A 26392-nucleotide genomic window follows, 5' to 3' on the forward strand; every position below is an offset into this window, starting at 1 on the left:
AAAAATGTAATTGAGACAACTGTAGCGACCGCGCTTTAATTCGAGTATTAGCAAAATCAAGAAATCGGTTTGAAGCTGAGCTTAACAATGAAAGCAGACAATCTGAGCGATCTGGTGGTCTTTGTGGCCGTAGCCAGGGAGAGTAATTTCACTCGGGCAGCGGCACGATTGGGTGTGTCACCTTCAGCCGTTAGCCAGACAGTAAGGGGTCTTGAGGAACGCCTCGGTGTTCGCCTCCTCACCCGCACCACCAGGAGTGTCACGCGAACGGAGGCAGGGGAGAAACTGCTTCAAGATATCGCGCCGCTATTGGATCAGATCGATGCTCACCTGGGTGGCCTGACCGAGTTCGGGCAACACCCCTCAGGGACGGTGCGGATCACAGCCGATGAGTTCGCCGCCCGCCATGTTCTATGGCCGAAACTACAGCCGGTGATCGAGTCCTACCCGGATGTCACGATTGAATTGATGACCGATTACGGCCTGACCGACATCGTTGCCGAGCGATTCGATGCGGGTGTACGTTTGGGCGGCATCATCGATGCAGATATGGTGGCTGTGCCCATTGGGCCGCCCATGCGGATGGTTACCGTAGCCTCACCCGCCTACTTGAAGCGGTATGGAGTACCCCGCCGCCCCGAGGAGTTGATGGCCCACAGGTGCATCAACCTGCGGTTGCCTACGCACGGCGGCCTTTATCCTTGGGAGTTCACCCACGATGGCAGCGAGTTTCGCGTCCGGGTGCAAGGGCCCCTGATCATGAACAGTTCGTTGCAAATACTGGATGCCTGTCTGGCAGGGGTGGGTTTGGCCCAGGTGACCGATGTACACGCTCAGGAGCATATCGGCAGCGGTGCCCTCGAAGAGGTATTGGCTGAGTGGTCGGAGCTCTTCCCTGGTTATCACCTTTACTACCCCACGCGCCGGCAGCAAACCGCTGCTTTCAGGGTTGTTCTTGAAGCACTCCGAAGCGAGTAAGAGGTTGCGTGATGTCATATGTCCAGCCGGCTTTCAGTGCTGGGAAAATTCGACTCGGATATCGTCACTGCCAAGCATCTGCATCAGGCCGTCGGGGTTTTCAATGTTTCCGATACGGGTGTAAGAGTAGGACGTTTTGAATGTCTTGTAGAAGACCACCAGGGTTTTTGATCCATACAGCATGACGTCCCCTGCCTTGATCGTTCCTGGAACGCTCGCATCCTTGGGGAGTGATACCGCGAGATCGACATACTTTTCGTTACTGTTGAGATCGGCCATTTCAAGCGTCAGGGGTATCAACGCGGAGAAGGCACGAGCTGCCTCAGTGTCAGCCAACCTGATTCTGTAATGCCGCTCGCCTACTGACATCTGCATGTAGGGTATCTCCTGTTGAGCTTTCGCTTCGCCAGATTTCGCCGTTTGGAAATCAGATGCACTAGCCGGAAATGTGTGAGCTAAAACAAGTGTCAGTAGTCCACTTACCCTACCAAGGTGCTGCAGAACAGGCCATCGATAGACAGCGGCCTTTTCGGTTATAGGACATAAAGCCCTGTGGGGTGTGTGCCTTCTCATTGCATCTCCTTGTATCCTGGGTTGGGCGACGTCTTATAGGCTGAGGATCAGGGTACGATGGGGAGGGAGGAAGCTGACCTTTCCGCACCTAAACGCAGTTCCGCAATATCGCGTTTTGGAGGCATGCCGAACTGGCGCCCGTACTCGCGGCTGAACTGCGATGGACTTTCGTAGCCAACCTTGAATGCGGCAGTCGCTGCATCGAGGTGTTCGTTGAGCATCAAGCGTTTTGCCTCGTTCAACCTCAACCATTTCTGGTACTGCAGTGGACTCATTGCGGTGAGCTGCCGGAAGTGCTGATGGAATGTGGAGAGGCCCATCTGTACCTTAGAGGCGAGCTCGTCCACCCGCAGAGGCTCGGCGTAGTTGAGCTTCATCCAGTCGATGGCCTTTGCGATTCGATGACCCTTGCTGCCAACGGAGGCGATATAGCGCAGGAGAGGGGCTTGGTCACTTAGCAGCAACCGATAATGTATCTCTCGCTGAATCAAGGGCCAGAGCACCGGGATCGCATCGGGCTCCTCCAACAGCTCAATCAGGCGGGTGAAGCTCTCCAATAGCTTCTGGCCCAGTCCACCAACTCCAGCGCTGGTGTAAAAGGACTGACCGCTCGCAGGAGGGCGACCATCTTGCGCGATCAATTCGGCCAGTGTGCGCAAATCGAGCTTGAACACCAAGCCAAGACAGGGGGCTTCCTCGCTGGCCACAGTCACCGCAGAGTTGGCGGGAATGTTTAGCGATGTGACCAGAAAACGAGTCGTGTCGTATGGGAATACGTCACCGCCGATAACCATTTCCTTTGCCCCTTGCGCAACCAAAACGATGCTTGGTTCGACAATGCACGTAATCGGTGGGGCTGGTGCGTTGCGTCGATAGACGCTTATGCTTTAGGCATCTTTCCCCCCCATCGAAGATCTGCTTCGTACAGGAAAGGGCAGGCGGTAACGACCACCTACTGATCAGCAGTCTTGTGATGGATTCGGATATACCTGGCCGAAGGCTCTGTAAAGCGCCAGACCATACGGTAGGGGTTGACCGGGGCAGCTTCGAGCAGCCAGCTGCGGATCGGAGCTGAACCGTTGCCGGGCCGCACCTTGGTGGGCTTTGTGCTTGAGATCTTCGGGCTGCAATACAGATGATGATGATCGAGCTATGGGAAGGCGATGCCTCTAGAAACCCGACTGTAGCAATATAGAAGTGGATAGATGGGTCTTCCAAATTCAAATATATGAGTAGCACCGAGATATACAAATGAAAATTTTTTTGGGGTGCGAATGTTTCATGGCTTTATACAAATAAGAATATCTTGGGATTTATTGTTTTTTGTAAGTGCTTGTCTGATATCGTTTTTTGTTTGTAGTTGGTGATTTAATTTTCTCTAAATTGACATATGGTAGATTATTATTCATATCTAGGGTGGGAACTTCCCTACTTGCTATGCTTGCCGTGTGAGCTACTCTCAGCTAGTGCTTAGAGCGCTGTTGGATTACGGTTCAGGGTGAGTAAGAGGATGGTATGAATATGAGGATCGAAGCTCACGGGCACGACCTGGCAAATGGTTGTGTGCCCTCCTCAAAGGGTCGGCAAGATCCTGACGGTTCATAAAGTTGAGTTTGTTCGACTGTCCCCTTGATGCAATTTTGGTCGGTAGGGGGGCACGACCTCAGCGGCTTTAATAGGCTTTTGGAGTTCTGCATTGAATAATCAGGCATTTAACTCTATAGGCAATACTGTTTGGTCGGGTCTGATAATTTTCTGACTCGGCAATTGACATGGTCGCGGTAGATGAAGAACAGCTGTATATATGTCACCTCTATTTTGAATCTACGTCGCTCGCAATATTGATTGCGCCATATAGTGCGCCTGAAGCCGCGTGGCTATCAATGGTAGCAATGGTTTCTTTGATAAATGCCAAAAGTATTCCATCAAGGAGGTGCCAGCATGCCAAATTTAAAATATGTGGTGAGAAAGGATGTCTGTCTAGGGCGTAATGCCTTTAAGTGTCTATCAGAAGCATCGCCGGGTGTATGGGTGAAATCACGGGCTTTTGAAATTTTCATTATATGGATGATTGGGTTGGGGTTCAGCTTCAACACGATGAAATCCTACTCCTACAAGGGTGCTTCTTTTTTAGATTATCTAGTTGTGGGGTTGGAGGTTTGCGGAGCCGTAGATAGGTCAAGCTACATCATGCTTGCTCGATTGTATCACTCCTATATAACTCAAGGTTTGAGATCTATGTCGCCATTGGTGCAGGCGATTGCTAGACGAAGACCCTCTCCAATGGTAAGTAACAAAACATCCGGGATTCATCATGCCGCGATAGAGCAACTGATTGAGTCGTGCTATGAGCATTGCGCAGATTCCGCAGCCTGGCCACCAGATACTGACGTTAGTGACGAGATTCAACTAATCGGCAGCTTGAAGAATGTCGGGCAACCTAGGTCGGAGCAAGAGATTCTTGTTTTAGAGGGTATGTATGGTAGGAAGGTAAAGCGTTCAAGAAACTCCAAAAGAATGTTTTTGGCCACTTGCCGAAAGCCAAGAAAAATCATGATCCCTACGAAGAAGATAAATTCTTTCCACTCGATAAAATTGGCGAGTTAATAAGGTCTGCTCCTTCTTATCGAGATGCTGCTCTGTGGTCTCTTATAGCAGCAACCTCTTTGCGAGCATCTGAAGCTTTGCAACTATTGTGGGCGGATATTGACTTCGAAAGGCGTGAGGTCTATGCGGTCAATCCTTCAGATCGAAGCAGCATGCAAGATTCATATGCCGGCCTGAGCGCTAGTCAAATTGACATGTTGTCATGGAAAGGGCGGATGACAAAATATACGTTGCTATTGGAGCCATACGGGGAGATGTTTTTTGAAAATCTTGAAAAATACTTGACGTACGAATATCGGGCACATGTAGATAATGATTTCGTGTTTCAGTCACAATTTGGATATCCATTGTTCCTCTGTGATTATGGGAGCGTAATTGCAGAACCTTTCACTCGTGCAGCTGAAGGTGTGCTGGGGTTTAAGACTGATCGCTACAGGTTAAAGCTGCATAGCCTGAGGCACAGTTATTGTTTTTATATGAAGAATTTCGTCGAACATACCGAGGGGATTGGCTTGTCAGATTACGAGGTCATGGCCTTGACAGGACATGCCGATGTTGCAAGTGTCGCTAGGTACGCAATTGTGAGTCTCCAGTTACTCAACGAGAAGCTTTCGGTCGCTTTTACTGCTTTCAAAACTGATGGCAATAAAGGTGTGGATGAAATGATTATCGGATTTCATGAAAAAAGGATTGCTGCGTTGAGGCTGAAAATAGCCAGGGAGCGGTCAGGCAATAAAAGTCTGGAGTAGTGAATGATTAATATTACCGAAGGTATTATTTTCCTTGTTTCAGCGCTTCAGTTAATGGAGTGCTTCCGGGAGTCTGTTGTCCGGCTCATCCATGCGTTAGATGAAGTTTCCGGTGTTAAGCCACGATTTCTTAAACGCTTCAGTTCGTATCGGCCATCTCGAGATGAAATTTTTACATATATATCTGAGCTTCTGGAGGCTGCGCTGGAGGATCGAGAGGGTTTGCTAAGTGAAGCAGAAATTGTAGTTCTGGTGCGTATAGGTCACACACCGGATGTTGGCAGGTCTACACGGACGCAACTGAATCACATAATAAAATTTCTTTTAATTGATTTACATAGGATGCAGTGTTTGATACTGCCATATCGCTTCACTCGCCCGCAGGCATCTTGGATAGATGAGGTTTCGGATCGATATGCATGTTACACATCCATCGCGAAAGTGTTTCGGGAGTTAGACATTATAAGAATTACAAGGAGTAAGGCGCCCCGTCAATACGATCCTCAAGAGCGAAAAGAAAGGACTGTTATTCAGATGGGGGTGAAGCTTGCCCTAGCGTCATCTTGGTACAAACCTGAAGATGTTGGCTTGGAGGATATTCGAAAGTGGAAAGAGTTTAGCTTGGACGAGTCAGAGAAGAACTCTCCTTTGCCTTTGGATCAGATAGTTGATGTGTTGAAAAAGAGATTTGGAGTAAGGCTTTCAGTTGATCCGATTCAAGTGAGGGAAGCGACTATGAATTTAACCAAAGATGCGATTGACAGAATGGTCAGTCGAGGGCAGCAAGAATTACTTGAGTCTTCGTTCTGTAATTATTCAGATCCAATTAAGTTGGTTTCTTTCATGATGGATGATTTAAAGCTCGCTGCTGCTAGTTTTTACGGGATGGGTATCAAAAGATTAAACCTTGAGGTTGCATGGGCCAAGGTGGGAGTAGATATAGAGGTTGCAGCGAATACTTGGCTACGGCTCCAGGCGGAATACGCGGAGGAGCAATCTTATGAGAATTCCCAAATTCTCTTAACATGCTTTGGAAGATTCAATTTGTATCTGTTTGTGTATCTGCCTGCGTGGTTTCATAAGAATCCAGGTGCGGAATTTCTGTATCCTAAATTCCCAAATATGTTCGTGGGTCGTATTTTTTATAAGCCGAAATTAAAATCGGATGGAATGCGCCCTTTATCATATTGGGAGTTTTCTGAAGTTATGGGTTATGAGTTTTATTATGCTGTTGGTAACAGCCTGAGGCGATTTTTTCAGCATCTGATTGATTTCCGCCCTGATGCAGCAGGTTGTGAAAAATTGTCTCAGCCTATATGGTGGCTACCTCCCACCCAAAAGGCTTATCGGACAAATAAACACACATTTACATCTGAGCACGAGGATGTTTATGTTAAGTATTTGGAGGCAATAGCGACTGCGGAGCCATTCCTGGATGGCTATGTCAAGGGTATGAGGTATAGGTACAGTGACAATGAGTTGGCTGTTTTGGACTTTAATGAAATCGGATATGTGCCAGTCGTATATCTGAGTGACGGCCTGCATCCTATTCTGTCTGTGAGTCGAAGAGCCCTTGTGCTTCTTAAGATAGGCAATGAATATCGTTATAATCCGGCTACTACAATTTTCCCGTATTGTTTGGTTAGGGGTGGCCTGAGAGGGCAGAACTTACAGTGGCTAAGTTGCGACACATATGCCATTCATGTGGATCGAGATATTGATCCGCAAGTAGGGTTGTCCTATTTGTTTATAAATACGGATAAAATTAGAACCGAACCTTTCACTGTTCATTGTCGCTATGCCGTAATATCGCAATTAGATCGCCAGGCGAAATGGCGTGCGGATATTTTTTCTGAAACTAAAGCCCCTGGATTTGGGAAGAGCTGTTTTTATGAGGGGAATGTCAATTCAAAGTGGGGTGAGATTAACTGTCTATTTTGTAATGATGCTCATTCTGGATATCCAGTCAAAGATGAGATGTATGCCCAGGTAATTACTCACTCGATGTTGGATTTTCAGAGTTGGATGCGCAGGAATGGTGATGGCACAGTAGAATGTGCAGCATTCATGGGTAGTCCACGTGAAACAAAATCTCGAAAAACTGACTATTACACGTGGGAGCAATGGCAGGCAGTTAGGGTGAAGAGTGATGCAGTGAAGGTTGCAACATATGCTGATCCTCAATATGGAGAGTTATCTTTCTGCCCTGTTCGAGTACGGTCGAAATTGACCGGCCACAGCGGGAGGGCTATGCATATCACTCATCTTTTGAGTCGACTAACGCCAGAGGAAGTGGCGAAAACTACAGGTCAAACTGCAAAAACTGTCATGCATTATGACACTGGCGCTGACGACTTCCGGCGCCGTTTTGCAGGTGTAATCAATACTAAGGAGCCGTTGAAGCATCCGTTAATCAAGCGAGCTGATGTTGAGGGACAGTTTGAAGCATTGCTTTTGAGTCGCGGTACCGGCGATGTGAGTAGAGTTATTAATGAATTTGGTTTGCTGAATTTTTCTGATGTGGATGATTCTAATAATAAAGAGCCAGGCGCATTTGAGATTATCGCCAATGAGAAGTCGGCAAATTTGGTGCAGAGTTCTACTCATGTTTGTGTGAGAGGCTATGTCTGCCCTGCGCATGTAATGGTGCGTTTTAAAGGGCGGAAAATTTGTCCGTGGTGCCCATTGGCAGTTTGGTCGCTCAATTCAATTTTTGCTGTGTCCGCGACGAGGCATCAATTGGCTGAAGACTTTGAACGAATTCAAAGTAGATTGGCCGAGAGCAGGGATACTTTCTCGTCCGAAGAGCTGGCAATGCTGGAGCGCGAGTTAAATTCGCTTGGTGAGGAGCTTGTTGCTTGGTATTTTTTAGAGAGAACATTAGATTCTCTAGTTTTTAAGCATCGCGAAAGTGCTGTAGGTTATTCTCATGTTGTTGGTGACAAAGATCTGGTGACCAAAGTAGTAACCCGTCATGTTGTTGAACGAGGCTCAGCGGAGGATTTCTTACGGAGGTTGGATGAGGTAGTTGAATTCCCTACTACTATGTCGGTCGGCTTCAGAGACAAAGTTAATCGTGCGATTAGGTTTATTCTTGCCCAGAAAGGCGAAATTTACCAGGCGCTTTTAGAGCCTGTAGTAGTTAATCCTGAAACACGGCTCGCTGCTTTGTTGAGAGAGGAAATAAATAAAGCCGACTTTGATTACGGCAAGTTGTTGAGGCTTCTTGAAGTTTCTGATGTCGAGTGGTTCAAGCATGTGGCTGATGCTAGAGGCATTAAGGAGGATGGGATTGATTCATAAAGGTGCGATACCGAAGCGAAAATCTGACATTCAGAGGATTGAAGCTCGAGCCGCGATTTTGGTGAGGGTGTTAGAAGAAATTGCAGAAAGAAAATTAACGTTTCTTTCAAAAAAACGTCTTCTCATCTATGTTGCTGCGGGTATTGAAGATGCCGAAAAATTGGCGCTTCAGGGAAGCGTGCCTGATGGTCTTGTTGCCGTAGCGGACAAGGCCGCTCATGTCAGCGTGAGTGGGCTTTACAAGTCAGAATTTTATTCGGCTATCGTTGATACATTTATATTGGAAAATCCTCAGTGCGTGATAAATAAGTCAAGAAGAAATGTTAGGTCTGATGCCAAGCTGAGGTTGCAATGCTCAAGGCTGTCTAATGAATGCGCTAGGTTGGCTGCGGAGTTGAGCGAGGCAAATAGTCAGTTGATCGAGTTGGAATTGACTGGTGGAAAGATTGCTTTACACTCAGGCAGGGATGAAGTTACTAGCGCTTATTTTGCTATTGATGCATTAATTGAAGAGTTTGGATCATTTCTTAAGTTTGATTCCAGTGGCGTGTTTCTTGATAACGTTCTGCAGCGAAGAATTATTGGTATGGATGTTATCAAGGGCTATTTGGAGTGGAAGCAGAAGGAAATTAAGCCTTCTACTCCTCGCAGGAAGTAGACTGCAATATGTAGGTCGAAACGAAATGATTTGACAGTTGGTGCGGAATTTTTCTCACCCTGCTTCCGATGGTAATTATCAGTTTAGGTAATTAACCGCAGCCTACCTCGATCTGCCGGGTGCATTGTGGGTTCTTGACGACAGGCTGGAAAACGGGCGTTGCAAGGGTGTAATTGTTCGGGAGACCGGTTCCTCGGACAGGGTCATGAGTGCTTCGCTAATGTTCTATTAAAATCAATATGTTATCGAGTTTTTTGCAGTCTTGAGGATAGTCCTCCCCCAGATAAAGGTTCAATTCCTGCCTGGGACGCCATTTCCTTTCGTTCCCTTACCGCGTTCACCCGGTGTTGGTGACGCGAAATCGGGAAGCCTTGAAGCTGCGTATTCCTACATCCCCAGATGCTTCAAGGCCCACAGCACTCCCATGCCCACAATCAGCGTCAGCATCGTGCTGCGCGTACGCCACGCCACCAGCGCGGCCAGTATCGCCGCTGGTATCTGCGGGTTCATCCAGTCGAACCCTGCCTGCCGGTCCGGGAATACCACGGCCGGCAGTACCAATGCGGCCAACACGCTGGCTGGCACATACGCCAGGGCGCGGCGAAACAGTGGGGGGATGCGCAATGCCGTGTGCAACTCGATGAACGACAGGCGGATGGCGAAGGTGCCCAGGCCGATCAGAATGAAGGTCATCCACTGGGTCGTTTCGCTCATGATGCTTCCTGCTCGGTAGTGGCTTCTGCCGCAGTTTGCTGTTTTTGCCAGTTCTCGATGGCTAGCCCAGCGACGATGCCGCCCAGCGCGCCAGCTAGCAGGCCGAGGTTGTAGGGCAGGTCGACGGCCAGTACGGCGAGCACACCGCCGGTCAGCGCTGCGCCAAGCGTGGCTGCATTGCGAATGCCAGGTATCAACAGGGCCAGGAACGAGAGGGGGATGGCAAAGCCGAGCGACCAGTCTTCAGGAATGCTCGCTCCCAGATACATGCCCGCCAGCACCGAGAGGTTCCAGCCGAAGAACATGGTGATTGCCGTACCGGCATAGTAGGGGTAGGCATACTGTCCCAGCCCGCCCGTGCCCATCTTCAGCATGCACAGGGCGAAGGACTGGTCCGACAGCATGTACGCCATCGGCCACTTGCAGCGGCGGGGCAACTGGCCCAGGTGCGGGGCCAGGCTGGCGCTGTACATCAGGAAGCGCAGGTTGATCACCAGCGCGGTGACTACCATGGTCACCGGCAGGGCGGCGCTTTGCATCAACTGCATCACCACCATCTGCGCCGAACCGGAGTAGAACAGCAAGGTCATGCCGATGGCATCGGTTGGCGACAGGCCCATGCCGATCGCCGTGACCCCGGTGATCAGGCCGAAGGGCACTATGCCGGAGGTCAATGGCAGGGCGCTGCGGGCGCCTTGCCTGAACGCTTGGAGCGCGCTTGGATACGGCATTTGAAATCCTTGAAAGTGTGCAGGCGGTACAAGGGCGGCACGTCCACGTTAATGCGCGCGACAGTTGGCCACAACGCCAGATTTCTGGAATAGTAGGCCTAAAAAAAATAGGCCTGAAACCGTGTACCTCGATACTTCTACCCGGCACTCGCTGCAGCTCAATGCCTTGCGTGCCTTCGAAGCGTCAGCCCGCCTGGGCGGTTTCGCCCGTGCTGCACTCGAACTGAAGGTGACACCGGGGGCCATCGCCGCCCTGGTCAAGACCCTGGAGAACGAATACGGCGCGGCCTTGTTCGAGCGCCATGCCAAAGGCGTACGGCTGACGCCCTTGGGCGAAAGCGTGAAAGGCCAGTTCACCGAGGCATTCGACGCCGTGGAAGCCGCTGCGCGCGCACTGCGCCGCCTGGCGGCACCGCAGCGGGTGCATATCGTCACATCGCCTGCTCTGGCGCAGTTGTGGATCGGGCCACGCCTGCCGGAACTGACCCGCTTGCTGGCACCCATCGAGATCTCGGTGACTGCGGTGGATGAGCCGCCCAACCTGAAGCGCAGCCCGTTCGACCTGTGCCTGTTCTACACCGAAAAGCCCGAGCGCTGGCAACGCAGGATAGCCACGGAAGAAATCCTGCCCGTGTGCGTGCCGGCCCTGGCCACCAGCATCACCAAGCCCGAGGACCTTGCCGACGCCCGTTGCATCGCTGACGTGGGCTGGAACGACTGGGCGGTGTGGACGGGGGCGGTGATGCCCGGGCACAAGTTCGTTGCCCGTGGGCCGGGTTTTTCCCTGTACTCGATCGCCCTGCAGCAAGCCTTGCTGGCCGCGGGGGTGCTGATAGGGCGCAGAAGCCTGGTGCAACGCTACCTCGACAGCGGCGAACTGGTCGCCCCCATCGACCGTGCGGTGCCATTGGGCATGACCATCGCCGCATGGCGGCTGCCGGGTGCCAAGGGCAACCAGGTGGTTGCTGCCGTGGAGGAGGCGCTGTTGCATCTGGCTTGAGCGTCCTCAAGCCATGCCTGTCCTCAGCGCCGCAAAAACAGGGCGTCGAGGCTATTCTGTTCGGGTGCGCCAGGCATCAGGGAGAGCGTCAATGAGTCAGGAAACCCGGCCGGTACCTGCCGGCTTCAGTGAGCAACAGTTGCATACGTTGTTCGATCTGATCAGCGATGGTATCTGGGACTGGAATGCCAATACCGGCTACGTCTATCGCAACCCGGGCTGGTACGCCATGCTCGGCTACCCCAGCCACTCCATGGCCAACTCGGTGCTCACCTGGGAAAGCGTGATCCACCCGGAGGACTACCCACGGGTGATGGCACATTTCGAGGCGTACATCAGCCAGCGTAACGAGCACTATCTGGTCGAATACCGCTGCCGTTGCCAGGATGGCAGCTATCTGTGGATAGAAGACAGCGGTTACATCATCGCCCATAACGAGGACGGCTCGGTGGCGCGCATGCTTGGTGCCCACCGCAACATTGACGCCAACAAGCGCCTGGTGGCGCAACTGCAGCAGAGGAACCAGTCGCTGGAAAGCCAGGTGGCCGAACGCACTCGCGAGCTGTCCTGGGTGAACCAGCAGTTGCAGCGGCAGCTGGACGAAAACCGCGAGCTGGCCGAGCGTGATGCGTTGACCCGCATTGCCAATCGCTATCGGCTGGAGAAGGCGTTACAACTGGAGTGCGAGCGTGCCCAGCGCTTTCGCCAGCCGTTGTCGCTGATAGCCATGGACCTGGATGACTTCAAACCGATCAATGACCGCTATGGCCATGCCCATGGCGATGCGGCGCTGTTGCGGGTGGTCGACGTCCTGCGTGCCTGCCTGCGGGAGCAGGACCTGCTGGCGCGCTGGGGTGGGGACGAGTTCGTCATCGTATTGCCGCAGGCCTCGCTGGGCGAGGCGCTGGAGGTGGCTGCACGCTTGCGCCAGGCGATGGCGCAGATAGAGCCGGTGGGCGATTGCCGGCTGACCATGAGCTACGGTGTGGTGCAATGGGAGGAAGGGGAGGACCAGCATGCACTGCTGGCGCGTGCCGACAAGGCGCTGTACCGGGCCAAGGGGAACGGCAAGAACGCGATAGCCCAATAGATCGCGATCATTGTGGGAGCGGGCGCGCCCGCGAACACCGGCGGAGCCGGTGCCATACATCGTGTTGGGGGCTTCGCGGGCATGCCTGCTCCCACAGAGACCGCGGTGGTTTCAGGTTTTGTGTTGGACCGCCGTAAGGCCTGAATGAAAAAAGACCCGTAACGCCAGGGGCGCTGCGGGCCAAATCGGCCTCGGCCGCTTCAGTGTCAGATATGCAGGGCGTGGCCCAGCGCGCGCAGCGCCGCTTCCTGTACCGCCTCACCCAGTGTCGGGTGGGCATGGATGGTGCCGGCCACATCCTCCAGGCACGCGCCCATTTCCAGCGACTGGGCAAACGCCGTCGACAACTCGGAAACCGCCACGCCAACCGCCTGCCAACCCAGGATCAGGTGGTTGTCACGGCGCGCCACCACCCGCACGAAACCGCTTTTCGATTCCAGGCTCATGGCCCGGCCATTGGCAGCAAACGGGAACTGCGCGACGATGCAGTCCAGCCCTTGCTGGCTTGCTTGCTCCGGGGTCTTGCCGACCACCACCACTTCCGGGTCGGTGAAACACACCGCGGCAATCGCGCTGGGTTCGAAACGGCGTGCCTTGCCGGCGATGATCTCGGCGACCATCTCGCCCTGGGCCATGGCCCGGTGCGCCAGCATCGGTTCGCCGGCCACGTCGCCGATGGCCCAGACGTTGCGCATGCTGGTCTGGCAGCGCTCGTCGATGGCGACGGCGGCGCCGTTCATCTTCAGGTCCAGGCACTCCAGGTTGAAACCTTGCGTGCGTGGCCGGCGGCCCACGGCCACCAGCACCTGGTCGGCTTCCAGGCGCAGTTGGCCGCCCTGGCCATCACGGGCCAGCAGGCAGCCGCCTTCGTAACCTTCGACGCTATGGCCCAGGTGCAGGGTGATGCCCAGCTTCTTCAGCGATTCGGCCACCGGGGCGGTCAGCTCGCTGTCGTAGGTTGGCAGGATGCGCTCGCGCGCCTCCACCACGCTGACCCGGGCGCCCAGCTTGCGGTAGGCGATGCCCAGCTCGAGGCCGATGTAGCCGCCGCCCACCACTACCAAGTGCTGCGGCAGGGTTTTCGGCGCCAGGGCTTCGGTCGAGGAAATGATCGGCCCACCCAGCGGTAGCATTGGCAGTTCGACGCTGCTGGAGCCAGTGGCCAGCAACAGGTGCTCGCACTGGATACGCTGGCCATCGACCTCGACCTGCTTGCCGTCGAGCACCTTCGCCCAGCCATGGATCACCTTGACCCCGTGCTTTTTCAGCAGCGCGGCGACGCCGGTGGTCAGGCGGTCGACGATGCCGTCCTTCCAGGCCACGCTCTGGCCGATGTCCAGGCGCGGCGAGGCGACGCTGATGCCCAGCTCCGACGGCCCGGCAAAGCGCGAGGTCTGGTGGAACTGCTCGGCCACGTGGATCAGCGCCTTGGACGGGATGCAGCCGATGTTCAGGCAGGTACCGCCCAGTGCCTGGCCTTCCACCAGCACGGTGGGGATGCCCAGTTGCCCGGCGCGGATGGCAGCCACGTAGCCGCCAGGGCCGCCGCCGATGATCAACAGGGTAGTCTGGATAGTCTGTTGCATGCTCACTCCAGAAACAGGCAGGCGGGTTGTTCGAGCAGGCCGCGCACGGCCTGGATGAACAGCGCGGCGTCCATGCCATCGACCACGCGGTGGTCGAACGAGCTGGACAGGTTCATCATCTTGCGCACGACGATCTGGCCGTCGATCACCACAGGCCGCTCGACCATGCGGTTGACGCCGACGATCGCCACTTCCGGGGTGTTGACCACCGGCGTGCTGACGATGCCTCCCAGTGCGCCCAGGCTGGTCAGGGTGATGGTCGAACCGGACAGCTCATCGCGGCTTGCCTTGTTGTTGCGAGCAGCGTTGGCCAGGCGCGAGATCTCGCCGGCATTGCTCCACAGGCTGCCAGCTTCGGCATGGCGCAGTACCGGTACCATCAGGCCGTTGTCACCCTGGGTGGCGATGCCCACATGCACCGCGCCATGGCGGGTGATGACCTGGGCTTCGTCGTCATAGGTGGCGTTGATCTGCGGGAAGTCGCGCAGTGCCACGACCAGGGCGCGCACCAGGAACGGCAGCAGGGTCAGCTTGCCGCGGCTGTCGCCGTGCTTGCTGTTGAGCTGCTGGCGCAAGGCTTCCAGGGCGGTGACGTCGATTTCTTCCACATAGCTGAAGTGCGCGACGCGGCGCTTGGCGTCCTGCATGCGCTGGGCGATCTTGCGGCGCAGGCCGATCACCGGCACCTGCTCGCTGTCGGTGCGCTTGGCATAACCGCTCGGCGCTTGTCCGCCAGCGCTGTGCGGTTTGCTCATGAAGGCGTCGAGGTCTTCGTGCAGGATACGCCCGGCCGGGCCGCTGCCATGCACGTAACGCAGTTCGATACCGGCATCCAGGGCGCGCTTGCGCACCGCCGGGGAGGCCAGCGGCTTTTCGCCTGGCTGGCGCGGCACGATCGGGGCTGCCTCGTGGTTGACGGGCGCCTGGCACGCGGCCGGTCTTGCTTCCTTCTGCGGCTCTGGCTTGGCGGCTACCAGGGCAGCGGGGGCCTCGACCTGTTCGCGCTTGGGCGCATCCTTGGTGGGCACATCCACATGGTTGCCGCTGCCTTCCACTTCGATGCGGATCAGCTCGCTGCCGACCGCCATCACTTCACCGGGCTGCCCACCCAGTGCCAGCACCTTGCCGCTGACCGGCGAAGGGATTTCCACGGTGGCCTTGTCGGTCATGACGTCGGCCACCACCTGGTCTTCGGCGATCATGTCGCCGACCTTGACGAACCACTCGACCAACTCGACCTGCGCGATGCCTTCGCCAATGTCCGGCATCTTGATGACGTGCGTGCCCATTCAGACCTCCATGACCTTTTTCAATGCCGCACCTACCCGCGAAGGCCCTGGGAAGTAAGCCCATTCCTGTGCGTGGGGGTAGGGGGTGTCCCAACCGGTGACGCGCTCGATCGGCGCCTCCAGGTGGTGGAAGCAGTGTTCCTGTACCAGCGACACCAGTTCGGCGCCGAAGCCGCAGGTGCGGGTAGCTTCGTGTACCACCACGCAGCGGCCGGTCTTTTTCACCGACTCGACGATGGTCTCCAGGTCTAGCGGCCAGAGGCTGCGCAGGTCGATCACCTCGGCGTCGACGCCGGTTTCTTCGGCGGCCACCTGGGCCACGTACACCGTGGTGCCGTAGGTCAGCACGGTCACGTCATTGCCGGGGCGGGTAATGGCTGCCTTGTCCAGCGGCACGCTGTAGTAGCCATCGGGTACGGCGCTTTGCGGGTGCTTCGACCAGGGGGTGACAGGGCGGTCGTGGTGGCCGTCGAACGGGCCGTTGTACAGGCGCTTGGGCTCCAGGAAGATCACCGGGTCATCGCATTCGATCGAGGCGATCAGCAGGCCCTTGGCGTCATACGGGTTGGACGGCATGACAGTGCGCAGGCCGCACACCTGGGTGAACATCGCTTCCGGGCTCTGGCTGTGGGTCTGGCCACCATAGATCCCGCCACCGCAGGGCATGCGCAGGGTCAACGGGGCGATGAACTCGCCGGCCGAGCGGTAACGCAGGCGCGCCATCTCGGAAACGATCTGGTCGGAGGCCGGGTAGAAGTAGTCGGCGAACTGGATTTCCACTACCGGGCGCAAACCATAGGCACCCATGCCCACGGCGGTGCCGACGATGCCGCTCTCGGAGATCGGCGCGTCGAACACGCGGGACTTGCCGTACTTGTTCTGCAGGCCTTCGGTGCAGCGGAACACGCCGCCGAAGTAACCGACGTCCTGGCCGTAGATCACCACATTGTCGTCGCGCTCGAGCATGACATCCATGGCCGAGCGCAGGGCCTGGATCATGGTCATGGTAGTGGTGGCCATGGCGGTTTCCGGGTTGATGCTGTTGTTGTGGTCGTTCATCTCAAACCCCCAGTTCCTGGCGTTGACGGCGCAGGTGGTCGGGCATTTCCTTGTACACGTCCTCGAACATCGAGGCAGCACTCGGGATGTGACCGTTGGCCAGCGTGCCGTACTGCTCGGCTTCCTTCTGCGCGGCTATCACCGCGGCTTCCAGCTCGGCAGTGGTGGCCTGGTGTTCTTCCTCGGACCAGTGGCCGATCTTGATCAGGTGCTGCTTCAGGCGGGCGATCGGGTCGCCGAGCGGGAAGTGGCTCCAGTCATCGGCCGGGCGGTACTTGGACGGGTCGTCCGAGGTCGAGTGCGGGCCGGCACGGTAGGTGACCCACTCGATCAGGCATGGGCCCAGGCCGCGACGAGCGCGTTCTGCGGCCCAGCGCGAGGCTGCGTACACGGCGACGAAGTCGTTGCCGTCAACCCGCAGCGAGGCAATGCCGCAACCCACGCCACGGCCGGCGAAGGTGGTCGACTCGCCACCGGCGATGGCCTGGAAGGTGGAGATCGCCCACTGGTTGTTGACCACGTTGAGGATCACCGGGGCGCGGTACACGTGGGCGAAGGTGAGGGCGGTGTGGAAGTCCGACTCGGCGGTTGCGCCGTCACCGATCCACGCCGAGGCGATCTTGGTATCGCCCTTGATCGCCGAGGCCATGGCCCAGCCGACCGCCTGCACGAACTGGGTCGCCAGGTTGCCGCTGATGGTGAAGAAACCGGCCTCGCGCACCGAATACATGATCGGCAGTTGGCGGCCCTTGAGCGGGTCGCGCTCGTTGGACAGCAACTGGCAGATCATCTCGACCAGCGACACGTCGCGGGCCATCAGGATGCTTTGCTGGCGGTAGGTGGGGAAGCACATGTCGGTGCGGTTCAGCGCCAAGGCCTGGCCGCTGCCGATGGCTTCTTCACCCAGGCTCTGCATGTAGAAGGACATCTTCTTCTGGCGCTGGGCGACCACCATGCGGCTATCGAAAATCCGCGTCTTGAGCATGGCGCGCATGCCCTGGCGGAGAACTTGCGGGTCGATGTCTTCGGCCCACGGGCCTTGCGCGTCGCCTTGCTCGTCGAGCACGCGGATCAGGCTGTAGGACAAATCCGCGGTGTCGGCAGCGTCGACATCGACTGGGGGTTTACGGGCTTGACCTGCATCGTTCAGGCGCAGGTAGGAGAAATCGGTCTGGCAGCCTGGCCGGCCGGTAGGCTCGGGCACATGCAAACGCAGGGGGGCGTACTCGTTCATGCTTTTTACGCTCGCTCGGGTATTTGTTTTTGTGAGCTCTGAAGCGGCCGCCGCTGAGTACCGGCTTGTGACTGGTAGGTCAGCGTCCCCTACATCTTAGTGGTCCGGCAGGAGAATTTTTCTCTCAAGTTGGTTGCCTTTGCCGAGCAGGGCAGATAAACATTCCGCATAAACACAAAAAACCGGTGATTTTGTCTCATGCGCAAACTCGATCGTACCGATATCGGCATTCTCAACAGCCTGCAGGAAAATGCCCGCATCACCAACGCCGAACTGGCCCGCTCGGTGAACCTGTCTCCCACGCCGTGCTTCAACCGGGTTCGGGCCATGGAGGAGCTGGGGGTGATCCGCCAGCAGGTGACCTTGCTGTCACCCGAGGCGTTGGGGTTGGATGTGAACGTGTTCATCCATGTGAGCCTGGAAAAACAGGTCGAGCAGTCGTTGCATCGATTCGAGGAAGAGATTGCCGAACGGCCCGAGGTGATGGAGTGCTACCTGATGACGGGCGATCCGGACTATCTGTTGCGGGTACTGCTGCCCAGCATCCAGGCGCTGGAACGGTTTCTGGATTATCTGACGCGGTTGCCGGGGGTGGCCAATATCCGTTCCAGTTTTGCCTTGAAGCAGGTGCGTTACAAGACGGCCTTGCCGCTGCCGGCCAATGGCATGACCTTGCGGGAATGAGGGCGGCTTTGACGGGGGAAGCCGGTTATCAGGCCAGCCGGATATTACTCAAATAGAAGTTGAGTATTTCTCCCGGTATTGCGCTTGCATTCAAAAACCGTGAGAGCGAAACGCTTGAGTGCAGTCCGGTGCACGTGCATGAACACGACATGACCGACACTGGACGCGCCCTTGATTCACGAATTGTCAGGCAGGGGACTGCGCCGCAGCAATTTTGCTTTTATGCTTGGCTGCAACCCATCGCCACCTGACCCGGGAGCCGCAAGGGACCTATGCGAAATATATGGAAGCCGTTTCAGTCGTTGTATTTCGCCGCGCTGATGATGTTGATCGGCTCGGGCCTGCTCAGTACCTACCTGGCCCTGCGCCTGGCAGCCGATCATGTCGACAGCCTGTGGGTGGGTGCCTTGATGGCGGCCAACTACTTTGGCCTGGCGGTAGGCGGCAAGGTCGGCCACCGGTTGATTGGCCGAGTAGGGCACATTCGCGCCTACGCCACTTGTGCTGGCATCGTCGGTGCGGCGGTGCTCGGCCATGGCTTGACCAGCTGGCTGCCGGCCTGGGTCGGGCTGCGGATGATCGTCGGCCTGGGGATGATGTGCCAGTACATGGTCATCGAAAGCTGGCTGAACGAGCAGGCCGATGTGAAGCACCGCGGCGCGGTGTTCAGCGGCTACATGATCGCCTCTTACCTGGGCCTGGTGCTCGGCCAGCTGATTTTGGTGGTGCACCCACAGCTTGGCCTGGAGCTGCTGATGCTGGTGGCCATGTGTTTCACCCTGTGCCTGGTGCCGGTGGCCATGACCCGGCGCATTCACCCCGCACCGTTGCGCCCGGCACCGATGGAGCCGAAGTTCTTCATCAAGCGGGTGCCGCAGTCGCTCAGCACGGTGCTGGGCTCAGGGCTGATCGTCGGCTCGTTCTATGGCCTGGCGCCCTTGTATGCCTCCAGCCAAGGCATGACTACCGAACAGGTCGGTCTGTTCATGGGTAGCTGCATTTTTGCCGGCCTGCTGGTGCAGTGGCCGCTGGGCTGGTTGTCTGACCGCTACGATCGGGCGGTGCTGATCCGCAGCGTGGCCGTGGGGTTGGCGCTGGCCTCGGCGCCACTTGCAATGCTGCCCAGTGTGCCGCTGGAGTTGCTGTTCGGCATAGGTTTCGTGATTTCGTTGCTGCAGTTCTGCCTCTACCCGCTGGCGGTGGCGTTTTCCAACGACCATGTGGAAAGCGAGCGGCGGGTGTCGCTGACCGCGATGCTGCTGGTGACCTACGGTGTGGGCGCGTGTATCGGGCCGCTGGCGGCAGGCGTGCTGATGAAGGTGCTGGGCCCGCAGATGCTGTATGCCTTCTTCGTGTTCTTTGCCCTGGTGCTGGTGTGGCGCATTCGTCCGAAGGCGGTCACCGGGCTGCACCAGGTGCAGGATGCGCCTTTGGGCCACGTTGCGATGCCGGCTGCCGGTTCGCCACTGTCGGCGGCGCTGGACCCACGGGTGGATGAGCAGACGGTGCAGGAGGTAATGCAGGCGCCGGTGGCGGCTGAGGATACCGAGGCGGAGGAGAAGGGGGCTGACAAGGAGCCTGAGCCGGAAGGTGAGGTCAGCAAGTCGGTGTAGGCCTGTGCCGGCCTCTTCGCGGGCACGCCCGCTCCCACAGCGACCGCGCAGCGTTCAAGGCATGCGTTGTACCTGTGGGAGAGCTGTCGCGTAGATAACTGGATCCGCAAGCAGTACGCGTACCCTGTGGGAGCGGCTTTAGCCGCGAAGAATCCAACGCGGTGCATGGCACCGGCTGCGCCGGTGTTCGCGGCTAAAGCCGCTCCCACAGAGTCCCTTCTAATTCAATGAGTTATGTGCAGTTCTGTTGGAGCGGGCATGCCCGCGAAGAGGCCGGCACAGGAGAATCACAAATGAAAACGCCACCTTGATAGGTGGCGTTTTGTACTCGGCCGACGATCAATAGTCGTCCTTGTCGAACCGCCGCGCTTCACGCTGCAACTGGTACACGAAGCTCTCGACCTTGCGCTGCGCCTGCCCGGTAAGGTTATGGAAGCGCACGCCGGCAAAGGTGGTATTGATCCGCTCTTCATAGTGCAGGTGGCGCAGCTCGACCATGGTATCGACCAGGCTCAGCGGGGTGCCTGCCTTGAAGCGTTCATATACCTGGCCCAGTTGCAGGCGATCCTCGACATTGCCTTCGAAGCGTAGTTTGCAGCCGGTGGCGGAGATGTCCAGCAGCTTCCCACGCAGGGCGCCGTTGCCCTTGAGGTGGGTGCCATCGAGGATGATATCGACCAGCTGCGATAGCTTCAGCGCGGCGCGGAAGGCATTGCGGCGCTGGTGGTAGGTCATCTCCTGAGGCATGGCGCCGCGGTAGCAGCGGTGGCCGTCGACTTCGCTGATCCTCAACGCATGGTTGCAGTCCCAGGCGATACGCACGCCATCATGGAAGCCTTCGACGCGGAAGTGTTCGCCGTTCTCGATGAATTTCTCACCATCGCGCGGAATCATCTCGTCCAGCGCCAGGATGTTGCTTTCACGGTCCACGTGCACCACGTAGCTCTGGAAGCGCTGGCTGCGGTCGTGGAAGGTGATGATCAGGGGGTCGTGGCTTTCCTGCAGCTGCCGCAAATTGGCCGCAATCTCCAAAGGGGTGTTTAGCACCTTTGGCGGCTGCGGGGCATCGGATTCATTGAACACGGCTTATCGTTCTCCAGGCAAAAGCGACACACGCAATTAACGGCATTTTGCCAGTATGTTCCGTGCCTTAATAGAAAAATCACACTTGGCTGAGCGCCCGTGGCTTGGCCAGCGGCGAGGTACTGCCGCGGCTGTCGTAGAGCGACGGAGAGTCTCCGCCCATGAGGATGCGGATCTGGTTGTTGGTGACGTGCTGCTGCACCTGGATGATCCGGCCATTGGTCTGGTTGACCTGCTGACAGCTGTCCATCAGCTGCGAAAGCATGTCGAGCCGCTGCAGCATCGTTTCGCCATGAGCCGATTGCGCAGCCAGCGCCTGCACACCTGCCCGATCTGCACTCAGGCCCAGGCTGCCGAGCAACTGGCTCCGGCGCTGGCCGTGCTGCTCGAGCAAGATGATCAACGACTGCTTGCGCGCCAGGATCTGCTCCAGCAGCGGCATGTCGCGGCCATGCAGGGCGATCGCTTCCTTTTGCAGAAGGTCAAGCAGTTCCTGCAGCGGGGCAATGTCATCTTCGATCAGTTGCAGCAAGGTGGTGTCGTGCATGGCTAACTCTTGGCTTTTCTAGCGTCCGTGAAGTCAGCGCGCCGAACGGTCAGCGCTGGGCTTCGAAATCGAGCAGTTTGCTGGCGACCCGGCCGGCATCGACCTGGTAGCTGCCGTCGGCGATCGCCTGTTTCAACTGGGCCACACGGGCACTGTTGACCACCGGCTCGTCGCGCAGCTTGTCGCTGATCTTCTGCAACTGCTGGGCCTCTTGGCTGAGGTGTACCGCTTCTCCGCTGGCGCTGGTGCCGGTTGCCGCTTCCTGGCTGGCTGCCGGTTTTTCGGCGCTGCCGGACGCGGTATTGCCGCGCACGCCGCCCGTGACGGACGGAGAGTTATTCAAACGACTGAAGTCGATGACCATGATCAGAAACCTCTGGGTATTTGGACGCTTGCCTTGTTTTCGGCCAACCCGAAAGAAACTTTAGGCACAAATGCATAGCCGCCTGTCAGCAAGCTCGCGAACCCGTTTTCTGACACAGTTTAGGAAAAGCGGTTCCTCACCGCCAGCGCAAATCAACGGGCTGGCTACATACTCACCTCGACCTGTCCAGGGCCGGTCACCCTGGCCTTGATCACCCGTTTGGAATTGAGGTTGCGCACCCGGATCTGTTCGCTCAGGCCACCCTTGCTCAGGGCTTCCCCGGGCATGCGTACACTCAGGCTGCCGCTGCGGGCGATGATCACCACGTGGTCGCCCTTGCGCACCACTTCGGCCTGTTCCAGGTGTTGCGGGGTGAGTACCTGGTCGATCACCGTGGGCCGCAGCATCTTCATGCCCACCGCCTGCTCCAGTTCGGTCAGGAAGCCTTGGCCCAGGGTTCCGACATCCCGCTCGCGCAGGGCCACGTCGCCTTCGCCCACCACGTTGTCGCGCTTGAGTGGTCGGGTCACCACCACCACGTCGCGGAACAGCCGCACAGTGGCCGGCACGAACACGGTCCAGGGCGCCGAGCCTTCGCAGCGCACCTTCACCGTGACGCGGCCCAACGGCTGGGCCGGGCTTTCAAGCGAGGCGTCCAGCTGCTGGCTGCACAGCGGCATGCGCAGGCGCGGGTCCAGCGGGTTGACCTGGATCTCGTAACGGCCGGCGGTCTGGGTGGTGGCCAGATAATCTTCGACGCTGAATTCAAGAAACCCTTGAGTGACACCGATAAGTTGTTCAGGCAAGGTAAACGCGTCCGCTACCGTGCGAGCGCCGGGCACCAGCAGGCACAGCATGGCCAGCGAGCCAGTCAGCAGGTGCGTCAGTCGTCGGAAAAATGTCGTTTTCGTGTACATGGCGCTCAAAAAAGCAAAGCCCGTGCCGACTCGCTACCTGAGTTGCAACGAAAGGCTGAAACATAAAGGAGTCTGGCATGGCAGGTGTTATGGATTCGGTCAACCAGCGCACGCAGCTGGTGGGGCAGAATCGCCTGGAATTGCTGCTGTTCCGCCTCAATGGCGAACAGCTTTACGGCATCAACGTATTCAAGGTCAGGGAAGTGCTGCAATGCCCTGCGCTGACCCTGCTGCCCAAGGCGCACCCGGTGGTGCGTGGGGTTGCCAATATTCGCGGGGCGACCATCCCGATCCTCGACCTGTCGATGGCCACCGGATTGCGGCCGCTGCAGGAAGACACGCGCAACAGTTTCGTGATCATCACCGAGTACAACACCAAGACCCAAGGCTTCCTGGTGCATTCGGTGGAGCGCATCGTCAACATGAACTGGGAAGAGATCCATCCGCCACCCAAGGGCACTGGCCGCGACCACTACCTGACCGCGGTCACCCGGGTGGACAACCGCATGGTCGAGATCATCGATGTGGAGAAGGTGCTGGCCGAAGTGGCGCCGTCCTCCGAGTCGGTGTCGGCCGGTGTGATCGATGCCGAGGTGCAGGACAAGGCCGTGCTGCTGCGGGTGCTCACCGTCGACGATTCGTCGGTGGCGCGCAAACAGGTCAGCCGCTGCCTGCAGACCGTGGGGGTCGAGGTGGTGGCGCTCAATGACGGCCGTCAGGCCCTGAACTACCTGCGCCAGCTGGTGGATGAGGGCAAGAAGCCGGAAGAAGAGTTCCTGATGATGATCTCGGACATTGAAATGCCGGAAATGGACGGCTATACGCTAACGGCAGAGATCCGCAGTGACCCACGCATGCAAAAATTGCACATCTGCCTGCATACTTCGCTTTCCGGGGTGTTCAACCAGGCGATGGTCAAGAAGGTCGGTGCCGATGACTTCCTGGCCAAGTTCAAGCCGGACGACCTGGCCCAGCGGGTGGTCGACCGGATCAAGGCGGCGCATTGAAGCAGCCGGGGGCAGGCCCCCGGCACCAGTGATTGAAAAGAGGCGGCAGTAGTGTCTACGGGTAATTTGGATTTCGAACAGTTCCGGGTCTTCCTGGAGAAAGCCTGTGGCATCCTGCTGGGCGAGAATAAGCAGTATCTGGTTTCCAGCCGTCTCAACAAGCTGATGGAGCAACAGGGCATCAAGAGCCTGGGCGAACTGGTGCAGCGCATCCAGGCCCAACCGCGCGGCGGCTTGCGCGAGCAGGTGGTCGATGCCATGACCACCAACGAGACCCTGTGGTTTCGCGATACCTACCCGTTCGAGGTGCTGAAGAACAAGGTCATCCCCGAGTTCATCCGCAACAACCCTGGCCAGCGCCTGCGCATGTGGTCGGCGGCCTGTTCGTCGGGGCAGGAGCCGTATTCCATCTCCATGGCTATCGACGAGTTCGAACGCAGCAACCTCGGCCAGTTGAAGATGGGCGCGCAAATCGTGGCCACCGACCTGTCCGGCACCATGCTGACCAACTGCAAGACCGGCGAGTACGACAGCCTGGCGATTGCCCGTGGCTTGTCCCAGGAGCGCCTGCAGCGCTACTTCGAAACCAAGGGGCCGGGGCGCTGGGCAGTCAAGCCGGCGATTCGCAGCCGTGTCGAGTTCCGCTCGTTCAACCTGCTCGACAGCTATGCCAGCCTGGGCAAGTTCGATGTGGTGTTCTGCCGTAACGTGCTCATCTACTTCTCGGCGCAGGTGAAGAAGGACATCCTGTTACGTATCCACAGTACCTTGAAGCCGGGCGGCTATCTGTTCCTCGGGGCTTCCGAGGCGCTGAACGGGCTGCCGGACCATTACCAGATGGTGCAGTGCAGTCCGGGGATCATCTACCAGGCGAAGTGAGTCGGCTATCTCCGTGAGATGAAATTTTGCGGTAATCAGGAGTGGGTCCCAAGCGCCTGGCGGCGCTTGGTCCATTGCTGGTCGATGCGGGAAGGCTGTGCTTGTAGATAAATTGCCTAAAAGTCGGAAAGGGCGAATGGCTTGAGTTCGGATATTTGCGATAGAAGCATCAAGTGCTCCACAATTTTTACTTTCGCCAAATGGTCAAGATTATCAGGGCCGCCAAGCATGATGGCGGGGGTGAAACCATACATCTCGTCAGGGCCTAGCTGGCCAAGTTTTTGTCGAGCCGGCTTGAATAGGTCGCCGTAGTCGTTGGTATCTACCCGCTTGGATGCCATGAAGGCCTTAACCCCCTTGTTCATTTTGTCTCCAACGTAAATGGAGTTATGAACTCTGTAGCGCGAAAGCACGCTCGTGATTTTGAGTGATGCGCCTGTCTTCTCTCCCCAGAGGTACAAGTCTCCAAAGGCGCTTCTGGCAATCACGTGATAGTTGTCGATGGTTTCGAGCGCGGTGCCTTCAAGCCAGGATGCTACAATGCCATTATACTCCTGTGGGTTGACCATCCAGAAAATCCCATCGCCATAACCGCACCATCCATGCTCGCTCCAATACTCCAGTAGCTGATCAGGCAGTGTCCCGCGATAGCGCTGAATGCTCGATACTGGGACTTCTCGGCGCTCTATGGTATTGCCAAACTCTTCTAGAAAAACAGAAAAAGCCTCATCCATTTATTGTCTCCTAGCATTTGTGAAGATTTACATTTATCAACGTTCTGCCACGAGAGGATTCTGGTATTGCCGCTGCGGCATTTCTTAGGTTCTCGACCTTAGTCTTCCATTGTGGTCCGATACTTGAGTTGACCTGCCGATCTCCAAAATCAGCAATGACATCTTTCCCGCCGGCTACAAGGTCAGGGTTGTGCAGGGCTGCAAGGCTTGCCATGGTTTTCTTTGCCCTCTTAGCTGCTTCTGCTTTTGCAGCTCTATATCCCATTGATTCCTGTAACTCTTCTTCCAGTCGCTGGGTCAGTGCTTCTTCCAGCTCTTTGCGCGCTCTTTTTGCCGCGCTAGGGCTCCGCTTTACGGGGTTGGCAATATTCTCGAGAAACTCCTCAACCGTCAGCCGGTTCAACCCTTCCTGCTGCCCTTTCAACTGCCGTTCAAACTCGCCATGCTTGGATACTGGCAATTTGTCTGCCTTGAAGCACGCCACGGTATGCAACGGCATGCTACCGGGCTTCCCTGTCGAGGGCTCCTTGTCTTTCCCTGCCGGCCGATCAGGCTGCATCGGTTGCGGCTCACCCACCGCCCCCTTGCGCCGCTCCGCTACCTGCAGGTCCGGCCGTTTCTTCAAGCCCTCTTCATGCTTGAGCATCCATTGCCCCAGCCGCGCACCTTTGCGGCTGGCCGCCATCTCCTGGGCCAGCACCCGGGCATCGCCGCGGCCGCGGGTGAGGTACGACACGATCGCCCCCAACAACAGCAACACGACTTCCACATGGCCTTGGGCAATCTGATGCGTGGCCCGGGATATCGCATAGGGGTCGTCCCGGCAGAACGGGCCCGTGCCTTCATTGCCGCAGGTGCCTTCCCAGGCGAAGCGAATGCCGTCGACGTAGTACTCGCCGATACGCGGCAAGCCCTCGATGAAGAACTCGGCGATGGAGGCCAGCCCCAGCGCGCCGAGGATCCAGCCACTGACCTTGAGGCCCATGGCCGCGC

At 57.1% G+C, this 26392-nt stretch carries 24 protein-coding genes and 1 pseudogene; 10 read left to right on the forward strand and 15 right to left on the reverse strand.

The window, feature by feature from the left end; genetic code table 11:
- Positions 1 to 87: 87 nt before the first annotated feature.
- Positions 88 to 978, forward strand: coding sequence for a LysR family transcriptional regulator (locus ACLCGK_RS19920; RefSeq protein ID WP_027615257.1), 891 nt, complete (start codon positions 88 to 90; stop codon positions 976 to 978).
- A 33-nt stretch (positions 979 to 1011) separates the two neighbouring features.
- Here the strand turns inward: ACLCGK_RS19920 and ACLCGK_RS19925 are convergent, their stop codons facing one another.
- From ACLCGK_RS19925 to ACLCGK_RS19935, 3 genes and pseudogenes are all read right to left on the reverse strand, one after another.
- A complete protein-coding gene (locus ACLCGK_RS19925) occupies positions 1012 to 1353 on the reverse strand; it encodes a cyclophilin-like fold protein (RefSeq protein ID WP_027615256.1) in 342 nt (113 codons plus the stop codon).
- A 245-nt stretch (positions 1354 to 1598) separates the two neighbouring features.
- A pseudogene (locus ACLCGK_RS19930) lies at positions 1599 to 2435 on the reverse strand (AraC family transcriptional regulator N-terminal domain-containing protein); the annotation flags it as partial.
- Positions 2436 to 3476: 1041 nt separating this feature from the next.
- Complete coding sequence (locus tag ACLCGK_RS19935) at positions 3477 to 3647, reverse strand: hypothetical protein (protein WP_410952737.1); 171 nt, start codon at positions 3645 to 3647, stop codon at positions 3477 to 3479.
- 435 nt (positions 3648 to 4082) lie between these two features.
- On the opposite strand from ACLCGK_RS19935, the gene ACLCGK_RS19940 reads away from it, so the two are divergent.
- From ACLCGK_RS19940 to ACLCGK_RS19950, 3 genes are read left to right on the forward strand one after another with little or no spacing between them, the layout of a single operon-like run.
- A complete protein-coding gene (locus ACLCGK_RS19940; protein WP_410952738.1) occupies positions 4083 to 4907 on the forward strand; it encodes a tyrosine-type recombinase/integrase in 825 nt (274 codons plus the stop codon).
- A 3-nt stretch (positions 4908 to 4910) separates the two neighbouring features.
- Positions 4911 to 8210, forward strand: coding sequence for a hypothetical protein (locus tag ACLCGK_RS19945; RefSeq protein WP_410952739.1), 3300 nt, complete (start codon positions 4911 to 4913; stop codon positions 8208 to 8210).
- Positions 8200 to 8868: a hypothetical protein gene (locus ACLCGK_RS19950; protein WP_039612673.1), complete on the forward strand. Its 669-nt coding sequence runs from the start codon at positions 8200 to 8202 to the stop codon at positions 8866 to 8868. The genes ACLCGK_RS19945 and ACLCGK_RS19950 overlap by 11 nt, the downstream gene beginning before the upstream one ends.
- 387 nt (positions 8869 to 9255) lie before the next feature.
- Here ACLCGK_RS19950 and ACLCGK_RS19955 read toward each other — a convergent pair whose 3' ends face one another.
- Both ACLCGK_RS19955 and ACLCGK_RS19960 read right to left on the reverse strand, forming a co-directional pair.
- Positions 9256 to 9582 (reverse strand): AzlD domain-containing protein, encoded by a 327-nt coding sequence (locus ACLCGK_RS19955; protein WP_003257245.1) that lies wholly within the window; start codon positions 9580 to 9582, stop codon positions 9256 to 9258.
- Positions 9579 to 10313 carry an AzlC family ABC transporter permease gene (locus ACLCGK_RS19960; protein ID WP_410952740.1) on the reverse strand — a complete coding sequence of 245 codons (735 nt, stop codon included), beginning with the start codon at positions 10311 to 10313 and terminating at the stop codon, positions 9579 to 9581. The genes ACLCGK_RS19955 and ACLCGK_RS19960 overlap by 4 nt, the downstream gene beginning before the upstream one ends.
- Positions 10314 to 10434: 121 nt before the next feature.
- Between ACLCGK_RS19960 and ACLCGK_RS19965 the strand changes: the two genes are divergently transcribed.
- Positions 10435 to 11313 carry a LysR family transcriptional regulator gene (locus tag ACLCGK_RS19965; RefSeq protein ID WP_410952741.1) on the forward strand — a complete coding sequence of 293 codons (879 nt, stop codon included), beginning with the start codon at positions 10435 to 10437 and terminating at the stop codon, positions 11311 to 11313.
- 91 nt (positions 11314 to 11404) lie between these two features.
- Positions 11405 to 12403 (forward strand): diguanylate cyclase, encoded by a 999-nt coding sequence (locus ACLCGK_RS19970; RefSeq protein WP_410952742.1) that lies wholly within the window; start codon positions 11405 to 11407, stop codon positions 12401 to 12403.
- Between the two features lie 206 nt (positions 12404 to 12609).
- Here the strand turns inward: ACLCGK_RS19970 and lpdA are convergent, their stop codons facing one another.
- From lpdA to ACLCGK_RS19990, 4 genes are read right to left on the reverse strand one after another with little or no spacing between them, the layout of a single operon-like run.
- The gene (gene lpdA, locus ACLCGK_RS19975) at positions 12610 to 13989 is read right to left on the reverse strand and encodes a dihydrolipoyl dehydrogenase (protein WP_038410063.1); all 1380 of its coding nucleotides are present in this window, start codon (positions 13987 to 13989) and stop codon (positions 12610 to 12612) included.
- A gap of 2 nt (positions 13990 to 13991) precedes the next feature.
- On the reverse strand, positions 13992 to 15278 hold the full coding sequence (locus ACLCGK_RS19980) for a dihydrolipoamide acetyltransferase family protein (RefSeq protein WP_410952743.1): 1287 nt from the start codon (positions 15276 to 15278) through the stop codon (positions 13992 to 13994).
- Positions 15279 to 16337: an alpha-ketoacid dehydrogenase subunit beta gene (locus ACLCGK_RS19985; protein ID WP_015271253.1), complete on the reverse strand. Its 1059-nt coding sequence runs from the start codon at positions 16335 to 16337 to the stop codon at positions 15279 to 15281.
- A 1-nt stretch (position 16338) separates the two neighbouring features.
- On the reverse strand, positions 16339 to 17571 hold the full coding sequence (locus ACLCGK_RS19990) for a 3-methyl-2-oxobutanoate dehydrogenase (2-methylpropanoyl-transferring) subunit alpha (protein ID WP_410952744.1): 1233 nt from the start codon (positions 17569 to 17571) through the stop codon (positions 16339 to 16341).
- A gap of 198 nt (positions 17572 to 17769) precedes the next feature.
- Here ACLCGK_RS19990 and bkdR point away from each other — a divergent pair, with 198 nt between their 5' ends.
- Together bkdR and ACLCGK_RS20000 are read left to right on the forward strand one after the other, a co-directional pair.
- The gene (gene bkdR, locus ACLCGK_RS19995; protein ID WP_012273540.1) at positions 17770 to 18255 is read left to right on the forward strand and encodes a Bkd operon transcriptional regulator BkdR; all 486 of its coding nucleotides are present in this window, start codon (positions 17770 to 17772) and stop codon (positions 18253 to 18255) included.
- Positions 18256 to 18527: 272 nt separating this feature from the next.
- The gene (locus ACLCGK_RS20000; RefSeq protein ID WP_003257254.1) at positions 18528 to 19868 is read left to right on the forward strand and encodes an MFS transporter; all 1341 of its coding nucleotides are present in this window, start codon (positions 18528 to 18530) and stop codon (positions 19866 to 19868) included.
- Positions 19869 to 20207: 339 nt separating this feature from the next.
- On the opposite strand, the gene ACLCGK_RS20005 is transcribed toward ACLCGK_RS20000, so the two are convergent.
- The 4 genes from ACLCGK_RS20005 to flgA form a co-directional block, all read right to left on the reverse strand.
- Positions 20208 to 20951: a flagellar brake protein gene (locus ACLCGK_RS20005; protein WP_410952745.1), complete on the reverse strand. Its 744-nt coding sequence runs from the start codon at positions 20949 to 20951 to the stop codon at positions 20208 to 20210.
- Between the two features lie 79 nt (positions 20952 to 21030).
- Positions 21031 to 21498: a flagella synthesis protein FlgN gene (locus tag ACLCGK_RS20010; RefSeq protein ID WP_397461292.1), complete on the reverse strand. Its 468-nt coding sequence runs from the start codon at positions 21496 to 21498 to the stop codon at positions 21031 to 21033.
- Positions 21499 to 21547: 49 nt separating this feature from the next.
- A complete protein-coding gene (flgM, locus tag ACLCGK_RS20015) occupies positions 21548 to 21862 on the reverse strand; it encodes a flagellar biosynthesis anti-sigma factor FlgM (protein WP_023661394.1) in 315 nt (104 codons plus the stop codon).
- A gap of 164 nt (positions 21863 to 22026) precedes the next feature.
- Positions 22027 to 22779: a flagellar basal body P-ring formation chaperone FlgA gene (gene flgA / locus ACLCGK_RS20020; RefSeq protein WP_410952746.1), complete on the reverse strand. Its 753-nt coding sequence runs from the start codon at positions 22777 to 22779 to the stop codon at positions 22027 to 22029.
- A gap of 77 nt (positions 22780 to 22856) precedes the next feature.
- Here flgA and ACLCGK_RS20025 point away from each other — a divergent pair, with 77 nt between their 5' ends.
- Both ACLCGK_RS20025 and cheR read left to right on the forward strand, forming a co-directional pair.
- Positions 22857 to 23786 (forward strand): chemotaxis protein CheV, encoded by a 930-nt coding sequence (locus ACLCGK_RS20025; RefSeq protein WP_013973629.1) that lies wholly within the window; start codon positions 22857 to 22859, stop codon positions 23784 to 23786.
- Positions 23787 to 23837: 51 nt separating this feature from the next.
- Positions 23838 to 24665: a protein-glutamate O-methyltransferase CheR gene (gene cheR, locus ACLCGK_RS20030; protein WP_023661396.1), complete on the forward strand. Its 828-nt coding sequence runs from the start codon at positions 23838 to 23840 to the stop codon at positions 24663 to 24665.
- Positions 24666 to 24781: 116 nt separating this feature from the next.
- On the opposite strand, the gene ACLCGK_RS20035 is transcribed toward cheR, so the two are convergent.
- Positions 24782 to 25399, reverse strand: coding sequence for a GAD-like domain-containing protein (locus tag ACLCGK_RS20035; protein ID WP_410952747.1), 618 nt, complete (start codon positions 25397 to 25399; stop codon positions 24782 to 24784).
- 10 nt (positions 25400 to 25409) lie between these two features.
- Positions 25410 to 26392: DUF6861 domain-containing protein (locus ACLCGK_RS20040; protein ID WP_410952748.1), on the reverse strand; the 983-nt coding region annotated here is incomplete at its 5' end.

It is taken from the genome of Pseudomonas sp. S1(2024) (genome assembly GCF_046557535.1).

Excerpts from the sequence above, each read along its gene's own strand:
- ACLCGK_RS20025 (WP_013973629.1), top strand. The coding sequence starts at position 22,857 with ATGGCAGGTGTTATGGATTCGGTCAACCAGCGCACGCAGCTGGTGGGG.
- ACLCGK_RS19925 (WP_027615256.1), bottom strand. The coding sequence starts at position 1,353 with ATGCAGATGTCAGTAGGCGAGCGGCATTACAGAATCAGGTTGGCTGAC.
- ACLCGK_RS19960 (WP_410952740.1), bottom strand. The coding sequence starts at position 10,313 with ATGCCGTATCCAAGCGCGCTCCAAGCGTTCAGGCAAGGCGCCCGCAGC.
- lpdA (WP_038410063.1), bottom strand. The coding sequence starts at position 13,989 with ATGCAACAGACTATCCAGACTACCCTGTTGATCATCGGCGGCGGCCCT.
- bkdR (WP_012273540.1), top strand. The coding sequence starts at position 17,770 with ATGCGCAAACTCGATCGTACCGATATCGGCATTCTCAACAGCCTGCAG.
- ACLCGK_RS19945 (WP_410952739.1), top strand. The coding sequence starts at position 4,911 with ATGATTAATATTACCGAAGGTATTATTTTCCTTGTTTCAGCGCTTCAG.
- ACLCGK_RS19970 (WP_410952742.1), top strand. The coding sequence starts at position 11,405 with ATGAGTCAGGAAACCCGGCCGGTACCTGCCGGCTTCAGTGAGCAACAG.
- ACLCGK_RS20035 (WP_410952747.1), bottom strand. The coding sequence starts at position 25,399 with ATGGATGAGGCTTTTTCTGTTTTTCTAGAAGAGTTTGGCAATACCATA.
- flgA (WP_410952746.1), bottom strand. The coding sequence starts at position 22,779 with ATGTACACGAAAACGACATTTTTCCGACGACTGACGCACCTGCTGACT.
- ACLCGK_RS20000 (WP_003257254.1), top strand. The coding sequence starts at position 18,528 with ATGCGAAATATATGGAAGCCGTTTCAGTCGTTGTATTTCGCCGCGCTG.
- ACLCGK_RS19955 (WP_003257245.1), bottom strand. The coding sequence starts at position 9,582 with ATGAGCGAAACGACCCAGTGGATGACCTTCATTCTGATCGGCCTGGGC.
- ACLCGK_RS19990 (WP_410952744.1), bottom strand. The coding sequence starts at position 17,571 with ATGAACGAGTACGCCCCCCTGCGTTTGCATGTGCCCGAGCCTACCGGC.
- flgM (WP_023661394.1), bottom strand. The coding sequence starts at position 21,862 with ATGGTCATCGACTTCAGTCGTTTGAATAACTCTCCGTCCGTCACGGGC.
- ACLCGK_RS19920 (WP_027615257.1), top strand. The coding sequence starts at position 88 with ATGAAAGCAGACAATCTGAGCGATCTGGTGGTCTTTGTGGCCGTAGCC.
- ACLCGK_RS19980 (WP_410952743.1), bottom strand. The coding sequence starts at position 15,278 with ATGGGCACGCACGTCATCAAGATGCCGGACATTGGCGAAGGCATCGCG.
- ACLCGK_RS20010 (WP_397461292.1), bottom strand. The coding sequence starts at position 21,498 with ATGCACGACACCACCTTGCTGCAACTGATCGAAGATGACATTGCCCCG.
- ACLCGK_RS19985 (WP_015271253.1), bottom strand. The coding sequence starts at position 16,337 with ATGAACGACCACAACAACAGCATCAACCCGGAAACCGCCATGGCCACC.